The sequence below is a fragment of the Streptomyces sp. NPDC023723 genome (assembly GCF_040639815.1).
Classification (GTDB): Bacteria; Actinomycetota; Actinomycetes; order Streptomycetales; family Streptomycetaceae; genus Streptomyces.
Genome location: NZ_JBFAAP010000048.1, coordinates 1 through 18,545, shown reverse-complemented (window position 1 = coordinate 18,545; position 18,545 = coordinate 1). Strand labels below are relative to the sequence as shown.

Sequence of the window (18,545 nt, the reverse complement as noted above, 5' to 3'; positions counted from 1 at the left end):
CCTCGTTCGCTGTTCGGAACGCTCAGTTCGTGCCGCTCAGTTCGTCTCGCTCAGTTCGTCCCGCAACTGCCGGGCCAGCATCCGCAGGGTCGGGTGGTCGAAGACGAAGCTGGGCGGCAGCCGCAGCGCCGTGTGCCGGGCCAGGCGGTCACGGAGTTCCACCGCCATCAGGGAGTCCAGGCCGATCTCGGTGAACACCACGTCCGGGTCGAGGGCGGTGGCCGCCGTGGCCGCCGTGTGCCCGAGGACCTGCCCGGCCTCCCGCAGCACCAGGTCGAGCAGTACGCCCTCCCGCTCCGCCGCGTCCAGACCGGCCAGCCGCGCGGACACCGGCTCCGCCTCGGCGGCGACCGCCGGCGCCCGCCGGGCCGGGGGCACCAGGGTCCGCAGCGGCGGGGCGACGGGCCCGGTGGCGGCCTGGGCGCGCAGGGCGCCGAGGTCCAGTTTCATCGGCACCACCACGGGCCGGTCGGTGCGCAGCGCGGCGTCGAAGAGCCGCATGCCCTCGGCGGGCGCCAGGGCGGCGACGCCGCCGCGGGTCGTCCGGTGCCGCTCGGGCCGCTCGGTGGCCGCGAGCCGCCCGGTCATACCGGTACCGGCGGCCTGTTCCCACATGCCCCACGCCAGCGACACGGCGGGCAGGCCTGCGGCGCGGCGCCGGTGGGCGAGCGCGTCGAGGTAGGCGTTGGCGGCGGCGTAATTGCCCTGCCCCGGGTTGCCCAGCACACCGGCGGCGGAGGAGAACAGGACGAACGCGGCGAGTCCGGCGTTCCGGGTCAGCTCGTCCAGATGACGCGCGCCGTCGGCCTTGGCCCGCAGCACCGTGTCGAGCCGCTCCGGCGTCAGGGCAGTCAGTATGCCGTCGTCCAGCACACCCGCCGCGTGCACCACGGCGGTCAGCGGTGCGTCGGCGGGCACCTCGCCCAGCAGTGCCGCCACGGCGTCCCGGTCCGCGACATCGCACGCCGCGATCCGTACCCGGGCTCCCGCCGCCGCCAGTTCCGCCGCGAGTGCGGCGGCACCGGGGGCCTGCTCCCCGCGCCGCCCGGCCAGCACCAGACTCCGCACCCCGTGCGCCGCCACCAGGTGCCGGGCCACGACCGCGCCGAGGGCACCGGTACCGCCGGTGACGAGGACGGTGCCGTCGCCCAGACCGGCGTCCAGCACGTCACCCGCCGCCGCTCGGACCAGCCGCCGGGTGAACCACTGACCGTCACGCAGGGCCAACTGCGGCTCGTCGGCGGCAGGGAGCCGAGCGAGCGCTTCGGTGCCCCAGTCGGTGTCGGTACCCGTATCGGCGTCGAGCAGCAGGACCCGCCCCGGGTGCTCCGCCTGCGCTGAGGCCATCAGGCCCCACACCGCGGCCGTTGCCGGGTCGGCCGGCTCGCCCTCCCGGACGGCGACGGCACCCCGCGTCACCACGACCAGCCGGCTGGACAGCAGCGACGGCTCGGCCAGCCACGCCCGCGCCACCCGCAACGCCCGTCCGGTCACCTCCCGCACATCGGCTGCCGCACCGCGGAGGTCCAGCAGCAGTGTGTCGGGTGCCTCGGGCGCGGCGGACAGCCGTCGCACGTCGCCGGCGTCGGCCACCGGCACCGGACGGAGGGCCAGAGACTCACCCCGGGCCGGTACCTCCTCCCAGGCGACGCGGAACATCCGGTCCGCCGTGGCCGCCGCCCCGGTGAGCTGCCCGGGGTCGACCGGCCGGGACACCACCGACCCGAGCGACGCGATCGGGGCACCGGCACCGTCGGCCAGTTCGAGGGTCATGGTGTGCGGGCCGCTCAGGGTCACCCGGACCCGCAACGCCGAGGCACCGGACGCGTGCAGCGTCACGTCACGGTAGGCGAAGGGCAGTACCAGCTGAGGCTCGGACTCGTCACGCTCGTGGAAGGCCAGGGTGTGCATGGCGGCGTCGAGGAGCGCGGGGTGCAGCCCGAACGCCGCCGCCAGGTCGCGGTGCTCGTCCGCGAGGGCCACTTCCGCGTACACGGCGCCGTCACCGCGCCAGGCCGCCCGCAGCCCCTGGAACACGGGCCCGTACCGGTACCCGGCCTGCTCCAGACCGTCGTACAGCCCCTCGACGTCCGCCGGGTCCACGGCCACCGCGCCGACCGGCGGCCACACCGACAGACCGGCCGTCGACGCGGCCGCGACCGTGGCCGCGATCGTGTCCGTGTCCGTGTCGTCCGCAGGTCGCAGCGTGCCGGAGGCGTGCCGCGTCCACGGCGTTCCCAGCCCGGCGTCCTCGGCACGGGAGTGGACGCGCACGGCGCGCCGGCCGGTACCGTCGTCAGCCGCGACGCCGACCCGCACCTGCGTGGCGGCGTCCTCCGCGAGGACCAGGGGCGCCTCCATCACCAGTTCCTCGACCGCGCCGCACCCCACCTCGTCACCGGCGCGCAACGCCAGTTCCACGAAGGCCGCGCCGGGCAGCAGTACCGCCCCGGCCGCGACGTGGTCGGCCAGCCACGGGTGCGTGGCGAGCGACAGGCGCGAGGTGAACAGCACCTCACCCGACTCCGGCACTTCGACCACCGCGCCCAGCAGCGGATGCCCGAGGCCGTCCACCCCGGCGGCCGACACATCACCGGCGGCGCCGGGGCCGCCCTCGCCGGTCAGCCAGTAGTGCGCGCGCTGGAAGGCGTAGGTCGGCAGCTCGGGCATGAGCGGCGGCCGGGCCGTGGTGCCGTGCAGGGCACCGAGGTCGACGGGGACGCCGGCGATGTGGAGTTGGGCGAGGGCGGAGGTGAGGGTGCGGGGTTCGTCGCGGTCGCGACGTAGTGCGGGGATGAGGGTGGTGTGGCTTTCGGGGTCCAGGTTCTCGCGGGCCATGGCGGTGAGGGTGCTGTCGGGGCCGAGTTCGAGGTAGGTGGTGATGCCGTGGTCGGCCAGTGCCTGGATGCCGTCGGCGAAGCGTACGGTCGCGCGTATGTGGTGGGCCCAGTAGGCGGGGGTGCTCAGTGTTTCGGGGTCGGCGAGTTGTCCGGTGGTGTTGGAGAGGAGGGGGAGGGTGGGGGTGTTGAAGGTCAGGCTTTCGAGTGCGTGTTGGAACTCGGGCAGCATTGGTTCCATGCGGGTGGAGTGGAAGGCGTGGGAGACGGTGAGGCGTCGGGTGCGTATGCCTTGTGTGGCGAGTTCTTGTGCGGCTTTGAGTACGGGTTCTTCGTCGCCGGAGAGGACGGTGGAGGTGGGGCTGTTGACTGCTGCGATGTCCACGCCGGGCCAGGTGGGGATGTCGTGTTCGGCGGCGGCTACGGCGATCATGGCGCCGCCTTCGGGCAGTGCTTGCATGAGGCGTCCGCGGGTGGTGACCAGGGTCGCCGCGTCTTTGAGGGACAGTACGCCGGCTATGTGTGCGGCTGTGATTTCGCCGATGGAGTGTCCGCCGACGATGTCGGGTGTGATGCCCCAGGAGGTTATGAGCCGGTAGAGGGCGACTTCTACGGCGAAGAGTGCGGCCTGGGTGTGTGTGGTCTGGTTGAGGCGGTCGGGGTCGTCGCCGAAGACGACGTCGCGTGTCTCGTTGCCGAGGGCGGCGCATACCTCGTCGAACGCCTCGCGGTAGACGGGGAACGTGTCGTACAGTCCGCGTCCCATGCCGACTCGTTGGGAGCCCTGGCCGGTGAACAGTACGGCGAGTCGTCCGCGTGTCGTGGTGCCGGTCACGACGCTGGGTGCGGTTTCGCCGCGGGCTATGGCGTCTAGGCCGGTCAGTGCCTCGTTGCGGTCGGCGGCCAGGATTACCGCGCGGTCCGGCAGCGCGGCCCGGCCCAGGGCCAGCGCGGCACCCAGCTCGGGCAGGTCCAGTTCAGGTTGCCGCACGAGGAAGGACAGCAACCGCTGTGCCTGCGCGCGCAGGGCCGTCGTGCCGCGGCCGGACAGCGGCAGGGGTACCGGGACGTCCTTCGGCCAGGTCGATGTCGTATCGACGGGGGCGGGCTCCGCCTGTTCGAGGATGATGTGGGCGTTGGTGCCGCTGACGCCGAACGCGGAGACGCCGGCCCGGCGTGGACGGTCGGTGTGCGGCCATTCCCGTTCCTGCGTGAGCAGTTCCACCGCGCCGGCGGACCAGTCGACCTGCGGGGTGGGGGTGTCGACGTGCAGGGTGCGCGGCAGGATTCCGTGCTGGAGGGCCAGTACCGTTTTGATGACGCCCGCGACGCCCGCGGCGGCCTGGGCGTGTCCGATGTTGGACTTCAACGATCCGAGCAGCAGCGGGCGTTCGCGGTTCTGGCCGTAGGTGGCCAGTATCGCCTGGGCCTCGATGGGGTCGCCCAGTGCCGTGCCCGTACCGTGTGCCTCCACCGCGTCCACGTCACCCGGCGTCAGCCCGGCCTCCGCCAGCGCCCGCCGGATCACCCGCTGTTGGGAAGGACCGTTGGGGGCGGTGAGGCCGTTGGAGGCACCGTCCTGGTTGACGGCCGAGCCACGCACCACCGCCAGCACCTGGTGGCCGTTGCGCCGGGCGTCCGAGAGCCGTTCCAACGCCAGCACACCCACGCCCTCGGCCCATCCGGTGCCGTCGGCAGCCGCCGCGAAGGACTTGCAGCGGCCGTCGACCGACATGCCGCGTTGTCGCGAGAAGGCTATGAAGATGCCGGGCGTCGGCATCACCGTGACACCACCGGCCAGCGCGATCGAGCACTCTCCCGCCCGCAGGGCCTGGGCGGCCAGGTGCAGTGCCACGAGAGAGGAGGAGCAGGCGGTGTCCACGGCGACCGACGGGCCCTCGAAGCCGAGCGCGTACGACACCCGGCCCGACAGCACGCTGGCCGAGGCGCCGAGACCGAGCATGCCCTCCAGCTCGGCGGGCACGGGTGCGACGCCCGACCCGTAGTTGTGGTAGGTCACGCCGGAGAAGACACCGACGTCCGTGCCGCGCAGGGCGGTGGGGTCCAGACCGGCCCGTTCCAGCGCCTCCCACGACGTCTCCAGCATGAGCCGCTGCTGCGGGTCCACGGCCAGCGCCTCGCGGGGCGAGATGCCGAAGAACCCGGCGTCGAACTCACCCGCGTCGTGCAGGAAGCCGCCTTGTTTGGCGTAGCTGGTGCCGGTGTGGTCCGGGTCGGGGTGGAAGAGGGAGTCCAGGTCCCAGCCCCGGTCCGTCGGGAAGTCACTGACGCCGTCACGGCCGTCGCGTACGAGGTCCCACAGTTCCTCGGGCGTGGTCACGCCACCCGGCAGCCGGCACGCCATGCCGACGATGGCTATCGGCTCGTCCGTCGTCGCCGGGGCCGCGGTCGGCACCACTGGCGCGGGCGCCGGCAGGTCGTCTACCAGCTCTTCCAGCAGGAAGGCGGTGAGGACCTGGGGTGTCGGGTAGTCGAAGAGGAGGGTGGTCGGCAGGGTGCGGCCGGTGAGGGCGTTGAGACGGTTGCGCAGTTGGACGGCGGTGGCCGAGTCGAAGCCGATCTGGTTGAACACCATGTCCGGTTCGATGGCGTCCGGCGAGGAGAACCCCAGGACGGCCGCGGTCTCCCGGCGGACGGTGGCCAGCAGGATGCGTTCCTGTTCCGGGGCGGACTGTCCGGTGAGGCTGGCAATGAGCACGCCGGTGTCCGGCGGCGGTTCCGCGATGCCTGGCAGCTGGTCGGCCACTGAACCGACGGTGTCGGTGGCTGCGGCGCTTTTGAGCCAGTAGTGCTGGTGTTGGAAGGGGTAGGTGGGGAGGTTCCAGGCGGGACCTTGGCCGAGGAGGGTGGTCCAGTTGATGGGGATGCCGCGGGTCCATGCGTGGCCGAAGGAGGTCAGCAGGCGCTGTGAGCTGCCTTCACCGCGGCGCAGGGTGCCGGTCACGAGGACAGGTCCCGATTCGGTCTGTTCGATGGTGGCTTCGATGCTTGGGGTGAGTACGGGGTGGGGGCTGATTTCGATGAAGGTGGTGAAGCCTTGGGTGAGGAGGTGGTGGATGGCGGGGGTGAATTGGACGGTGTTGCGGAGGTTGCGGTACCAGTAGGTGGCGTTGAGGTGGGTGGTGTCGAGCCAGTCGGCTTCGACGGTGGAGAGGAAGGGGGTGTGTGAGGCGGTGGGGGTGATGTCTGCGAGGGTGTGGGTGAGGTGTTCTTGGATGGTTTCGACGTGGGTGGTGTGGGAGGCGTAGTCGACGTCGATGGTGCGGGTGCGGATGCCGTTCTGGTCGCAGGTGGCGGCGAGTTCGGTGAGGGCTTGTGGTTCGCCTGCGACGACGACGGATGCCGGTCCGTTGAGGGCGGCTGTCTGGATGCGGTGGTTCCAGGGGGCGGTGAGTTCTTTGGCCTGGGCTGGGGTGAGGGCGAGGGACATCATGGCGCCGTGGCCGGAGAGGTGGGCGGCGATGGCCTGGCTGCGCAGGACGACGATTTTGGCGGCGTCCGCGAGGGAGAGTCCGCCGGCCACGTGGGCTGCGGCGATCTCACCCTGGGAGTGCCCGATGACCGCTGATGGCCGTACGCCTGCTGTTTCCCACATGCGTGCCAGGCAGACCATGACGGCGAAGGACACGGGCTGGATGACGTCGACTCGGTCCAGGGGGATGTGTCCGTGGATGGCGTCGAGGAGGGACCAGCCGGTCAGTTCGTCCATCACCGCCGCGCACTCGGCCAGTGCCTGGGCGAAGACGGGTGAGGCGTCGGCGAGTTCCGCGCCCATGCCTGCCCACTGTGTGCCCTGGCCGGGGAAGACGAACGCCACCCGTCCTTGCACGTCGGCCCGGCCGCTGCTGCTGCCGGCACCTTCGGCGATGGCTTCCAGTCCGGCCAGTGCTTCGGCCCGGTCTTCGGCGATTACCACCGCCCGGTCCGGCAACTCCGCCCGACCGCTCACCAGTCCTGCGGCGATCGCGCCCAGATCCAGCTCAGGACGTGTCCGTACGAACTCGGCCAACTGCCGCGCCTGCTCCCGCAGTCCCGCTCCGCCACGTCCCGACAGCACCAGCGGCACCACACCTCCCGGCCCTGGTGCCGCGATCGGTTTCTCCGCCACTCCCTCCAGGATTACGTGGGCGTTGGTGCCGCTGACGCCGAAGCCCGACACGGCCGCACGGCGGGGCCGGTCCGTCTGCGGCCACGGGTGTTCCTCGGTCAGAAGTTCCACCGCGCCTGCCGACCAGTCCACCTGTGGTGACGGGGTGTCGACGTGCAACGTTCGAGGCAGCACCCCGTGCCGCATTGCCATGACCATTTTGATGACGCCGGCCACGCCCGCGGCGGCCTGTGCATGTCCGATGTTCGACTTCAGCGAGCCCAGCCACAAGGGCTGTTCACGGTCCTGACCGTACGTCGCCAGTACCGCTTGCGCTTCGATCGGGTCGCCCAGTGCCGTGCCCGTGCCGTGTGCCTCCACCGCGTCCACGTCGGCCGGGGTCAGGCCCGCGCCGGCCAGTGCCTGCCGGATGACGCGTTGCTGGGAGGGGCCGTTGGGTGCGGTGAGGCCGTTGGAGGCGCCGTCCTGGTTGACGGCGCTGGCGCGCACCACGGCCAGTACCCGGTGCCCCAGCCGTTGCGCGTCCGACAGCCGCTCCACCAGCAGCACGCCCGCGCCCTCGGAGAAACCGGTGCCGTCCGCCGACGCGGCGAACGCCTTGCACCGGCCGTCGGCCGACAGGCCCCGCTGCCGGGAGAAGCCGACGAAGATGCCCGGGTTGGCCATGACGGTGACGCCGCCGGCCAGCGCCATCGAGCACTCCCCGGCCCGCAGCGCCTGCACGGCCAGGTGCAGGGCGACCAGCGACGACGAGCACGCCGTGTCCACCGCGACCGACGGGCCCTCGAAGCCGAGCACATAAGAGACGCGGCCGGACAGGACGCTGGCCGAGGTGCCCGTGCCCATGACCGCCTCGAGTTCTTCGGGGACGCGGGATCCGGAGCCGTAACTGTGGTAGGTGACACCGGTGAAGACGCCGACATCCTTGCCGCGCAGGGCGGTCGGGTCGATGCCGGCCCGTTCGAAGACCTCCCAGGATGTCTCCAGCATGAGCCGCTGCTGCGGGTCCATGGCCAGAGCCTCGCGCGGGGAGATGCCGAAGAAGGGCGCGTCGAAGTCGCCCGCGTCGTGGAGAAAGCCGCCCTGGCGGACGTAACTGGTGCCGGGGTGGTCGGGGTCCGGGTCGAAGAGGTGGTCCAGGTCCCAGCCCCGGTCGGTCGGGAAGTCACCGATGGCGTCGCCGCCGGTGGCGACGAGGTGCCACAGCTCCTCCGGGGAAGTCACGCCGCCCGGCAGGCGGCAGGCCATGCCGACGATCGCGACGGGTTCCGACAGTCCTCGGCGGATGTCGGCGTTCTCCCGTTCCAGCCGCTCGTTCTCCATGAGCGTGACACGCAGCGCTTCGACGACCTTCGCGTCGGGAGTGGTCATCCCGGCCTCCGCCTTCTTCCCCATCGTCATCACTTACCGGCCTTGCTCATGGCGCGTTGCACCAAGTCGTCGACGCCCATGTCGGCTATCGCCGGTCCCCGCTCCTGCGCAGGCAGCTCCTCCGTGTCCGCTTGGCCTTCCTCGGTGAGCGTCATGAGGGCGTCGAGGACGCCCAGTTCCCGAAGGCGGCTCAGCGGTGTCCTGGCCAGCACGCGGCGCAGGTCCTCCTCGCTGCCCGGCGCGGCGCCGGCGGGGGTGTCGTCGTCCGGGCCGAGTGTCGCGCGCAGGTGGCGCGCGAGGGCGACGGGCGTCGGATAGTCGAAAACGAGGGTGGTCGGCAGCCGGACCCCGGTGTGGTTGGCGAGTCGGTTGCGCAGTTCGACCGCCGTGAGGGAGTCGAAGCCCAGCTCGTTGAAGGCCAGGTCGGGGCCGATGGCGTGGGCGGTGGCGTGGCCCAGTACCCGGGCGGCCTCCTCCCGGACCAGGCCGAGCAGGAGATGTTCCTGTTCCTCGGCGGTGGCCCGGCTGAGACGCTGGGTGAAGGCACCGGCGTCGGCGGCCGTGCCCGCCGTGCGCCGGGGCTGCCGGACCAGGCCGCGCAGCAGTGGCGGCACCGGCCCCGTGGCGGCCTGCGCCCGCAGCGCGCCGAAGTCCAGTCGCATCGGCAGCAGCACCGGCTGAGGCAGGCGCAGCGCCGTGTCGAACAGTGCCGCGCCCTCGTCCTCCGACAGCCCGATGACTCCGCCACGTGCCATCCGCTGCTGGTCGGCGCCGGTGAGGTGACCGGTCAGGCCGATCCCCGCGCCCTGCGTCCACAGGCCCCAGGCCAGCGAGACGGCGGGTAGGCCCTCAGCCCGGCGCTGGTGTGCGAGGGCGTCCAGGTAGGCGTTGGCGGCGACGTAGCCGCCCTGTCCGGAACTGCCGAGGGTGCCGGCGGCCGAGGAGAACAGGACGAACAGTGCCAGATCCAAGTGCCGGGTCAGTTCGTGCAGATGGTGTGCGGCGTCGGCCTTGGCGGCGAGGACGGTGTCCAGTCGTTCGGCGGTCAGGGCGGTGAGTACACCGTCGTCCAGGGCGCCGGCGCTGTGCACCACACCGTTCAGCGGAGCGTCCGGGGAGACGGTCGACAGCAGCGCGGCCACGGCGTCCCGGTCGGACACGTCGCAGGCGGCGATGCGAACCTTCGCCCCGAGGGCGGTCAGTTCGCGTTCCAGCTCGGCGGCACCGTCGGCCCGGGGGCCGCTGCGGCTGGCCAGCAGCAGGTGGCGGACGCCGTGCTCGGTCACCAGGCGGCGGGCCGCCACCTTGCCGAGTGCTCCGGTACCGCCGGTGACAAGGACGGTGCCGCGCGGGTCGGGCCGGCGCGGCAGCGTGAACACGTTCTTGCCGATGTGCCGGCCCTGGCTCATGAACCGGAAGGCGGCCGGAGCGTGCCGGATGTCCCAGGTGGTGAGCGGCGGCGGGGTCAGAACGCCCTGGTCGAAGAGGGCGACCAGTTCGGTCAGTATCCGCTCGATGCGTTCGCCGCCCGCGTCGGCCAGGTCGAAGGCCCGGTAGGTGACGCCGGGGTGCCGGGCGCCGACCTCGGTGGCGTCGCGGATGTCGGTCTTGCCCATCTCGATGAACCGGCCGCCCCTGGGCAGCAGGCGCAGCGAGGCGTCCACGAAGTCACCGGCGAGCGCGTCCAGGACGACGTCGAAGCCCCGTCCGCCGGTCGAGTCGAGGAACTGCCGCTCGAAGTCCAGGGTGCGGGAGTTGGCGAGCCGCCCGTCGGGTACGCCGGCGGCGCTCGCCGCGTCCCACTTGGCCGGACTCGCGGTGCCGTAGACCTCGGCGCCCCAGTGCCGGGCGAGCTGCACGGCGGCCATGCCCACCCCACCGGCGGCGGCGTGGATCAGCACTGACTCGCCGCGCGCCAGCCCCGCCAGGTCCCGCAGTCCGAACCAGGCGGTGAGGTACACGCAGGGCACCGAGGCCGCCTGTTCGAAGGACCAGCCCTTCGGCATGGGGGCGAGGGTGCGGCAGTCGGCTACGGCCACGGGGCCGCCCGCGCCTTCGAAGAGGCCCATGACCCGGTCGCCCGGGGCGAAGCGGGTGACGCCGGGACCGACCTCCGTGACCACACCGGCGCCTTCGTTGCCGATGCTGATCTCACCCGGGTACATGCCGAGCGCCATCAGTACGTCACGGAAGTTGAGGCCCGTGGCGCGCGTCTCGATCCGGACGTGCCCGGGAGACAGCGCCGCCCGTGCCTCCGGCGCCGGCAGCAGGGCCAGGCCGTCCAGCGTGCCCGGGGCCCGCGTGCCCAGCTCCCATGCGGGCTCACCCGCCGGTGCTGTCAGGACTTCGTCGGCGCCGGCCCGGGTGAGACGCCGCTGGTGGCAGACTCCGGCACGCAGGGCGAGCTGTGGCTCGTCACCGTCGAGCAGGGCGGCCAGGAGGGTGGGGAGCGTGTCGGCGGAGGCCGCCGTGGCGTCCGTGTCGAGGAGCATGACGCGGCCGGGGTGCTCCGACTGCGCTGTGCCCACGAGACCCCACGCCGCGGCCACCGCCGGGTTCAGCCGGTCACCGTCCCGCACACTCACGGCACCCTTGGTCAGCACCACCAGGCGGGTCTGCTCCAGCGCGGGTGCGCCGAGCCACGCCTGGAGCACCTCCAGGGTGCGGTGGGTGACGTGGTGCACGTCGGTGCCCTCGGGTTCGTACAGCAGGACCGCCGACGCTCCGGTCACCCGCGTCACGTCCTGCGCGGTGCGTACGGAGACCGTCTCCACGGGGGCGGCGGGGGCGACCCTCAGCTCCTCCCAGCCCACCAGGAACAGCTGCTCCAGCGGCGTCCGTCCGCCGGCGCCGGCGGCGTCCAGCCCGCCCGTCGGCACCGGCCGCGACACCAGCGACTCGATCACCGCGACCGGCGCGCCGTTCGGGTCGGCCAGCCGGACCCCCACCCCGTCCTTCCCGGAAGGCGTGATCCGTACCCGCAGTGCCGACGCGCCGGAAGCGCGCAGCGACACCCCCCGGTAGGCGAAGGGCAACGCGGGGCCAGCGTCGGCGCCGGCGCGGTCGCGGAAGGCGGTGGCGTGCAGCGCCGCGTCGAGCAGCGCGGGGTGCAGACCGAACGCGGCTGCCTCGGCGGTCAGTTCCTCGGGCAGGGCGACCTCCGCGTAGATCTCGTCGCCCCGCGTCCACGCCGCGCGCAGGCCGCGGAAGGCGGGACCGTACCCGTATCCGTCCGCCGCCAACTCCTCGTAGACGCCGCGCACCCGGTCCTCCGGGACCGGTACCGCCCCGGCGGGCGGCCACCTCGTCAGATCCTGTGCGTTCGGCTCGACACCGCCGCCGACCGGGCCGCTCTCCGGGCTCAGCGTGCCGCTGACATGCCGCACCCAGGCCGCCTCCTGGCGGCGCGAGTGCACCGACACCTGACGCCGTCCGGACCCGTCCGGCGCGTCCACGGTCACCCGCACCTGCACGCCCTCGTGCTCGGGGAGCGGCAGCGGCGCCTCCACCACCAGTTCCTCGACGGCACCGCAGCCGACCTCGTCCCCGGCGCGCACCGCCAGCTCCACGAACGCCGCCCCCGGCAACAGCACCGTTCCCGCCGCCGCGTGGTCCGCCAGCCACGGATGCGTACGCAGCGACAGCCGCGAGGTGAACAGCAGACCGCCGGACCCGGGCAGCTCCGTCACAGCACCCAGCAGTGGGTGCCCGGCCTGCACCAGTCCCAGCGCCGCGGCGTCAGCCGTGCCGCCGCCTCGGCCCAGCCAATACCGCTGGTGTTGGAAGGGGTAGGTGGGGAGGTGCCAGGCGGTGTGTGGGGGTGTTTCGGTGGTGTGGCCGAGGAGGGTGGTCCAGTTGATGGTGGTGCCGCGGGTCCATGTTTCGGCGATGGAGGTGAGGAGTTGTCGGGTGTTGCCTTGGTTGCGGCGCAGGGTGCCGGTGATGAGAAGGGGGATTGGTGGGGTGTGTTCGGCGGTGGCTTCGATGTGGGTGGTGAGGACGGGGTGGGGGCTGATTTCGATGAAGGTGGTGAAGCCTTGGGTGAGGAGGTGGTGGATGGCGGGGGTGAATTGGACGGTGTTGCGGAGGTTGCGGTACCAGTAGGTGGCGTTGAGGTGGGTGGTGTCGAGCCAGTCGGCTTCGACGGTGGAGAGGAAGGGGGTGTGTGAGGTGGTGGGGGTGATGTCTGCGAGGGTGTGGGTGAGGTGTTGCTGGATGGTTTCGACGTGGGTGGTGTGGGAGGCGTAGTCGACGTCGATGGTGCGGGCGCGGATGCCTGCTTGGTCGCAGGTGGTGGCGAGTTCGGTGAGGGCTTGTGGGTCGCCTGCGACGACGACGGATGCCGGTCCGTTGAGGGCGGCGGTCTGGATGCGGTGGTCGTAGGGGGCGGTGAGTTCTTTGGCCTGGGCTGGGGTGAGGGCGAGGGACATCATGGCGCCGTGGCCGGAGAGGTGGGTGGCGATGGCGTGGCTGCGCAGGACGACGATTTTTGTGGCGTCCGTGAGGGAGAGTCCGCCGGCCACATGAGCTGCGGCGATCTCGCCCTGGGAGTGTCCGATGACTGCTGATGGCCGTACGCCTGCTGTTTGCCACATGCGTGCCAGGCAGACCATGACCGCGAAGGACACGGGCTGGATGACGTCGACCCGGTCCAGGGGGATGTGTCCGTGGATGGCGTCGAGGAGGGACCAGCCGGTCAGTTCGTCCATCACCGCCGCGCACTCGGCCAGTGCCTGGGCGAAGGCAGGGGAGGTGTCGGCGAGTTCCGCGCCCATGCCTGCCCACTGTGTGCCCTGGCCGGGGAAGACGAACGCCACCCGTCCTTGCACGTCGGCCCGGCCGCTGCTGCTGCTGGTGCCTTCGGCGATGGCTTCCAGTCCGGCCAGTGCTTCGGCCCGGTTTTCGGCGATTATGGCCGCGCGGCTGGGCAGTGCGGCGCGGGTGTGGGCCAGGAGTCCGGCGAGTTGGCCCAGGTCCATGTCGGGCTGGTGGTGGAGGAAGTGGGCGAGTTGTCGTGCTTGGGCGCGGGTGCCCTGGTCGTCGGCTGCGGAGATCAGCAGGGGCAGGGGGCCGCCGGGGTGCGGGGCGGGGGTGTGGGTGGGTTCGGGAACGTGTTCCAGGATGACGTGGGCGTTGGTGCCACTCACACCGAAGCCCGAGACTCCCACCCGCCTCGGGCGTCCTGTCTCCGGCCACTGCCGTTCCTCGGTCAGGAGTTCCACCGCGCCCGCTGACCAGTCCACCTGTGGTGACGGGGTGTCGACGTGCAAGGTTCGCGGCAGCATTCCGTGCCGCATCGCCATCACCATTTTGATGACGCCGGCCACGCCCGCGGCGGCCTGCGCATGCCCGATGTTCGACTTCAGCGAGCCCAGCCACAAGGGCTGTTCACGATCCTGACCGTACGTCGCCATCAGGGCCTGCACCTCGATCGGGTCGCCGAGTCGGGTGCCGGTGCCGTGGCCTTCGACCGCGTCGATGTCCGAGGGGGCGAGGTGGGCGGCGTCCAGGGCGTCGTGGATGACGCGTTGCTGGGAGGGGCCGTTGGGGGCGGTGAGGCCGTTGGAGGCGCCGTCCTGGTTGACGGCGCTGGCGCGCACCACGGCCAGTACGCGGTGCCCCAGCCGTTCCGCGTCCGACAGCCGCTCCAGGACCAGTACGCCCACGCCCTCCGCCCAGCCCGTGCCGTCCGCCGCCGCGCCGTACGCCTTGCAACGGCCGTCCTCGGCCATGCCGCGCTGCCGGGAGAATCCGACGAAGACACTGGGCGTCGACATGACGGTGGCGCCGCCCGCCAGGGCCATGGAACACTCGCCCGACCGGAGGGCCTGGGCCGCCAGGTGCAGGCACACCAGGGAGGACGAGCACGCCGTGTCGATGGTCATGGCGGGGCCCTCGAAGCCGAGCGCGTACGACACCCGGCCGGTGAGCACGCTCGCCGAGCTGCCCGTCATCAGGTAGCCCTCGACGCCGTCGGGAACCGCGTCGACACCGGTGGCGTAATCCTGGTTGAGAGTGCCGAAGTAGACGCCGACGTTCTTGCCGCGCAGGGCGGTCGGGTCGATGCCGGCCCGTTCGAACGCCTCCCAGGAGGTTTCCAGGAGCAGCCGTTGCTGCGGGTCCATGGCCAGGGCCTCGCGCGGGGAGATGCCGAAGAAGCCCGCGTCGAAGTCGCCCGCGTCGCGCAGGAAACCGCCCTCGCGGACGTAACTGGTGCCGGGGTGGTCGGGGTCCGGGTCGAAGAGATGGTCCAGATCCCAGTCGCGGTCCTCGGGGAAGGCGCCGACGGCGTCGCCACCGGCCGCCACCAGGTTCCACAGGTCCTCCGGGGAGGCGACACCGCCCGGCAGGCGGCAGGCCATGCCGACGATGGCGACCGGTTCCGTGCGCGCGGCCTCGATCTGGTTGAGCCGCTGCCGGGTCTCGTGCAGGTCGGCGGTCACCCGCTTGAGATACCGGACCAGTTTCTCGTCATTGTCCACCGGGGGTCACCTTCCTCTTCACTCGTGGGCGCGGCTGGGGTCCGACGGGTCGACGATCCCGAACTCCTCGTCGATGAAGGCCAGGACGTCGTCGACCGACGCTGTGTCGAGCGTCGTCTGGACGCTGTCGGTGCCGCCGGCCGGTCCGGGGGCGACGGTGCTGAGCCGGGCCGCCAGCACCCGGAGCCGGGCGGCGGCGACGGTGTTCTTGGCCCGGTCGGCCGGGCGGGCCGCCACCAGGTCCTCCAGCCGTGCCAGCTCGCCCAGCAGCGGGTCCGCCGCGGTGCCTGTGTCCAGCAGGGTGATCAGGTGGTCGGCGAGTGCCACGGGTGTCGGGAAGTCGAAGGCGAAGGTGGCGGGGAGGCGCAGCCCGGTGCGGGCGAGGAGCCGGTCGCGCAGTTCGATCACGGTGAGCGAGTCGAAGCCGACGTCGGTGAAGGCCGCCCCGTGGCCGATGCGGCCGGCGGAGGTGTGACCGAGGACGTGGGCCGCCTCCTGCCGGACCAGGTCGAGGAGGATCGCCGGCCGGTCGGCGGCGCCCACGCCGGCCAGCCGGGTGCTGAGCGCGTCCGCTCCGTCGTCCGGTGCCCGCCTGACCCGCTGCCGCCCGCGCCGCGGCGGGGGGACCAGACCGCGCAGCAGCGGGGGGACCGGTCCGCCGGCGGCCTGGGCGCGCAGGGCGCCCACGTCCAGCTTCATGGGGAGCAGTACGGGTGTGCCGCCGCCCAGTGCGGCGTCGAACAGCGCCATGCCCTCGGCCGCCGACAGCGGTGTCATGCCGTCGCGGGCGAGCCTGCGGTGGTCGGTGGCATCGAGTCCGGCCGTCATGCCGGCGTCCTGCGCCCACATGCCCCAGCCGAGGGAGAGCGCGGGGAGTCCCCGGGCGGCGCGGCGCTGTGCCAGGGCGTCCAGGTAGGCGTTGGCGGCGGCGTAGTTGCCCTGTCCCGAGCTGCCGAAGGTGCCGGCCGCGGAGGAGAAGAGGACGAAGGCGGAGAGGTCCAGGCCGGCGGTCAGTTCGTGCAGGTGGCGGGCGCCGTCCGCCTTCGGGCGCAGCACCGTGTCCATCCGGTCCGGTGTCAGCGCCGTCAGTACGCCGTCGTCCAGTACGCCGGCCGTGTGCACCACCGCCGTCAGCGGCGCGTCGGCCGGTACCCCGGCCAGCAGGCCGGCCACGGCCTCCCGGTCCCCGACGTCGCAGGCGAGCACGTGGACGCGAGCCCCGGCCGCCTCCAGTTCCGCCGCCAGTTCGGCCGCGCCGGGCGCCGCGGGTCCGCTCCTGCTGGCCAGGACCAGGCTGCGCGCCCCATGCGTACGCACCAGGTGCCGGGCCACCACCGCGCCGAGCGACCCCGTGCCGCCCGTGACGAGCACTGTGCCGTCGCCGATCACGGGTGCCGCACCCGCCGCCTCGGCGCGCACGAGCCGGCGCAGGAAGCACCGTCCCCCGCGGACCGCGGCCTGTGTCTCGGCGGCGGCGAACAGGGCGGGTACGAGCGTGCTCAGTGCCGTGCGCGAGGACGGCGCGTCGTCGATGTCGACGAGGGCGACGCGTCCGGCGTTCTCCGACTGCGCGGTCCCGGCCAGACCCCACAGGGCGCCGAGCGCGGGGTCGACATCCTCTCCCGGTGCCACGGCCACCGCGCCTCTGGTGAGCACGGCCAGCCGCGTGCCGTCCAGGGCCGGTTCGGCCGACCACGCCTGGACGACGGCCAGCAGACGGCCGGTCAGGTCGCGCAGGGCGCCGGGTTCCGTCAGCTCGACCGTCAGCGTGCCGGTGAGGCCGCCGCCGCGGGCGGCCAGCGCGCGGACGTCCGCCGCCGTGCCGACCGGCACCGGCACGGACTCCGTGCCGTGGTCCGGGGCGGACGGTGCCGCCGGTGTCGTCTCCTCCCAGTCCGGGCGCAGCAGGTGCTCGGCGGCCGGGCCGCCGGCGAACCGCGCGGGCTCGACCGGGCGGGACACCATCGACCCCACGGACGCGACGGGGGCGCCGGTCCCGTCGGCCAGGTGCAGGGTCATGCTGTCCCCGCCGGTCGCGACCACCCGTACCCGCACGGCCGTGGCACCCGTGGCGTGCAGGGTGACGTCGCGCCACACGTAGGGCAGTGTCGGGTGCGCGCCGGTACGGTCGGCGCGGTGCTGGAAGTCGGCCGCGTGCAGGGCGGCGTCGAGGAGCGCCGGGTGCAGTCCGAAGGCCGCCGCCCGGTCCTCGTGGCCGTCGGGCAGGGCTACCTCGGCGTACACCGCGCCGTCCGCGCGCCAGGCGGCCCGCACCCCCTGGAACACCGGCCCGTAGCGGTACCCGGCCTGCTCCAGACCGTCGTACAGCCCTTCGACGTCCGCCGGGTCCACGGCCACCGCGCCGGCCGGCGGCCACACCGACAGGTCCACGGCCTCCGGTGTCGTCTCCGGCGCGGATACCGGCCGCAGCGTCCCGGAGACGTGGCGGACCCAGGCGGCGCCCGCGTCCTCGGTCCGTGAGTGCATCCGTACCGTGCGCCGGCCGTCCTCCCCGGCCACCCCCACGCACACCCGCAGCCGCACCCCGGTGCCCTCGGCCAGCGGCAGCGGGGTCTCCATGACCAGTTCCTCGACCGCGCCGCACCCCACCTCGTCACCGGCCCGTACGGCCAGTTCCACGAAGGCCGCGCCGGGCAGCAGTACCGCCCCGGCCGCGACGTGGTCGGCCAGCCACGGGTGGGTGGCCAGGGACAGCCGGGAGGTGAACAGCACCTCCTCCGACTCCGGCACTTCGACCACCGCGCCCAGCAACGGGTGGCCGGTCTCCTCCAAGCCCGCCGCCGTCACGTCACCGGTCGCCGCGCCGTCCGCCGTCAGCCAGTAGGTCTCCCGCTGGAACCGGTAGGTCGGCAGATCGGCCGGGCCGGCGTCGGTCCGGCCCAGCAGCGCTGACCGGTCGACCGATACACCCCGGGTGTGACAGACGGCCAGTGCCGTGAGGACGGCGCGCACCTCGTCGCCCTCGCGGCGCAGCGCGGGCACGAACACCGCCTGGCTCTGCGCACCGGAGTCGAGGCAGTCGCGGCCCATCGCGGACAGCGTGCCGTCCGGGCCGAGTTCCAGATACGTGGTGACGCCGTGGTCGGCCAGTGCCTGGATGCCGTCGGCGAAGCGGACGGTTGCGCGTATGTGGTGGGTCCAGTAGGCGGGGGTGCTCAGTGTTTCGGGGTCGGCGAGTTGTCCGGTGGTGTTGGAGAGGAGGGGGAGGGTGGGGGTGTTGAAGGTCAGGTTTTCGAGTGCGTGTTGGAACTCGGGCAGCATTGGTTCCATGCGGGTGGAGTGGAAGGCGTGGGAGACGGTGAGGCGTCGGGTGCGTATGCCTTGTGCGGCGAGTTCTTGTGCGGCTTTGAGTACGGGTTCTTCGTCGCCGGAGAGGACGGTGGAGGTGGGGCTGTTGACTGCTGCGATGTCCACGCCGGGCCAGGTGGGGATGTCGTGTTCGGCGGCGGCTACGGCGATCATGGCGCCGCCTTCGGGCAGTGCTTGCATGAGGCGTCCGCGGGTGGTGACCAGTGTCGCCGCGTCTTTGAGGGACAGTACGCCGGCTATGTGTGCGGCTGTGATTTCGCCGATGGAGTGTCCGCCGACGATGTCGGGTGTGATGCCCCAGGAGGTTATGAGCCGGTAGAGGGCGACTTCTACGGCGAAGAGTGCGGCCTGGGTGTGTGTGGTCTGGTTGAGGCGGTCGGGGTCGTCGCCGAAGAC

At 72.6% G+C, this 18,545-nt stretch carries 3 protein-coding genes; all 3 read right to left on the bottom strand.

Annotation, left to right across the window (positions count from 1 at the left end):
- Window positions 1–36 precede the first annotated feature (36 nt).
- The gene (locus tag AB0G32_RS32230; protein WP_361171421.1) at window positions 37–8,337 is read right to left on the bottom strand and encodes a type I polyketide synthase; all 8,301 of its coding nucleotides are present in this window, start codon (window positions 8,335–8,337) and stop codon (window positions 37–39) included.
- A gap of 29 nt (window positions 8,338–8,366) precedes the next feature.
- Complete coding sequence (locus AB0G32_RS32225; RefSeq protein ID WP_361171418.1) at window positions 8,367–14,819, bottom strand: type I polyketide synthase; 6,453 nt, start codon at window positions 14,817–14,819, stop codon at window positions 8,367–8,369.
- 18 nt (window positions 14,820–14,837) lie between these two features.
- Window positions 14,838–18,545: SDR family NAD(P)-dependent oxidoreductase (locus AB0G32_RS32220; protein ID WP_361171415.1), on the bottom strand; the 3,708-nt coding region annotated here is incomplete at its 5' end.